The organism is Glycomyces tarimensis, from assembly GCF_054776215.1.
In genome coordinates, this window is sequence record NZ_BAAHCB010000013.1 from 1 (window position 1) to 1,879 (window position 1,879).

Sequence of the window (1,879 nt, forward strand, 5' to 3'; positions counted from 1 at the left end):
GGCGTGGCGGCCCGGACGGGCCGCCACGCATCGGGCGTCACCTCCTGAGGCGCATGCGGAAGGCCGTTCCGAGCCCGATCATGCCGATGGCCAGGCCCAGATGCAGCCAGTTGTCGGCGTTGTTGACCGGGACGAAGTTCGCGGCCGAATCGAGATCGATCACCAGGCCGTAGATCCACAGGACCAGGTAGACCAGGCCGCCTCCGATCAGGTACGCCACCGATCCGCTCACCGAGCGGGCCATGAGGAAACCCACGATCCCGAACAGCAGGTGGACGATGTTGTGCAGGACCGAGACGGCGAAGACGCCGAACAGCATGGCCGAGGATTCGTGGCCGGCGAAGGTCATCGAGTCGTATTCGGTGGTCACGCCCGGGATGAACCCGAGCACGCCCACGACAAGGAACACGGCGGCCACCACCATCGTGGTCACCTGGACGGGCGTGCGTCCCGCACGCACCGGGGCATTGATGTCGGACATCGCAACTCTCCTCTCCGAGAAGTGAGGTTGAGCCCGGACTACCCGTCTTATTCGGATTCATGCCAGCCGGTGCGCACTCGACTTCGCCACCTGGTCGCGACGGGCGCGCCCGCGGTACCACGTGCCGAACAGGATCACGGCGATGACCAGGTCGGCGAGGTCGCCGACGTAATACATCAGCTGAGCGGCGGCGCGGACGGATTGCGGGTCGTGTCCCACCGGCAGGGTGTGAGCGTAGAGGTATCGGGCCAGGAACGCGTGGGCGGCCACCGCTGCGGCCAACGCCACCGCTCGGGTCGCCGTTCCCGGGCGGTGGGGAGCCGGGTCAGGTCCGATGATCGACCAGGTGAACAGGTACCCGGCCGCGAGATAGTGCGCGAGGACGAGGCCGTGCAGCAGTGGCTGTTGGGACGCGGCGGCGTGCAGCGGCGTGAGCATGACCGCGTAGAGCCCGCCGACGTTGAGCGTCGCCGCGGCGAAGGGATGCCCGAGCCAGCGGATCGGCCGGGCTCGGAGGACCCGCGTCAGTCGGCGACCCGACGCCGTCGGGAGCGTGCGCAGCAGCAATGTCACGGGCGCGCCGAGCGCGAGCCCGATCGGCGCCACCATGCCGAGCATCAGGTGCCGCGCCATGTGGACCACCGGTTCGGGCTCGGCGTCGACCAACGGGGACACCGCGAGGCCGGCCGTCGCGCAGCCGCCCAGCCACGCGGCGGTCCTCCACCGGCTCCAGCCGTCGCGGTCGCGCGACGCCGCCCACAGGTATCCGGCGGCCACCGCGAAGATCAGGACCAGGGCGGCTGCCAGGTGCGTCGACGGGGAACCGGTGCCGTGCGCCGTCATCATCCGGCCCTGCGCCGGGACCGGTCCGAAGCGCGGGAGGCGACCGCCAATGCGGCCCCCGTCAGGAGCAGCACCGCGCCGAACAGGTTCCACGCCAAATCGTAGGGCCACAGCTCGACGCCGTATCGGATCTGGTGCAGCCTGAGCACCTTGTGGTTGACGATGCCGTCCAACAGCTGGAAGGCGCCGGATCCGATCAGGAATCCCGCCCAGGCGAAGCGCGGATCGAGGACACCGCGTCGGCGCAGGTCCGCGAACCAGAAGAAGCCCGCCGTCAGTGCGATGAGTTCACCGGCGTGCAAGAGCCCGTCGGACAGGAGCGCCACGTCAGAGGTGGAGGGATCGTAGAAGTGGTGCCACCCCAAAATCTGATGGAACACGATCTCGTCCACCCCCGCCATCACGCCCACCCCGATCACGCCGGTCGCGAGCAGCGATCGGACGCGGTCGTGTGGGGCTTCGGCTTGCGGATCGCTTCGGTCGTTCACGAGCTCGCCTTCAGATCGCGGCGGCATCGCTCGGTGCGGCGGACGGGACGGGCCGGTGAGGAGCGGA

Annotated in this window: 3 protein-coding genes; all 3 read right to left on the minus strand. The window is 69.3% G+C overall.

The window, feature by feature from the left end:
- Positions 1 to 37: 37 nt before the first annotated feature.
- Positions 38 to 481 (minus strand): DUF4383 domain-containing protein, encoded by a 444-nt coding sequence (locus ACYVK3_RS11575; protein ID WP_460497473.1) that lies wholly within the window; start codon positions 479 to 481, stop codon positions 38 to 40.
- A 57-nt stretch (positions 482 to 538) separates the two neighbouring features.
- Positions 539 to 1,327 (minus strand): cytochrome c oxidase assembly protein, encoded by a 789-nt coding sequence (locus ACYVK3_RS11580; protein ID WP_460497474.1) that lies wholly within the window; start codon positions 1,325 to 1,327, stop codon positions 539 to 541.
- A partial coding sequence (locus tag ACYVK3_RS11585) for a DUF2243 domain-containing protein (protein ID WP_460497475.1) occupies positions 1,324 to 1,879 on the minus strand: 556 nt, incomplete at its 5' end. The genes ACYVK3_RS11585 and ACYVK3_RS11580, both read right to left, overlap by 4 nt.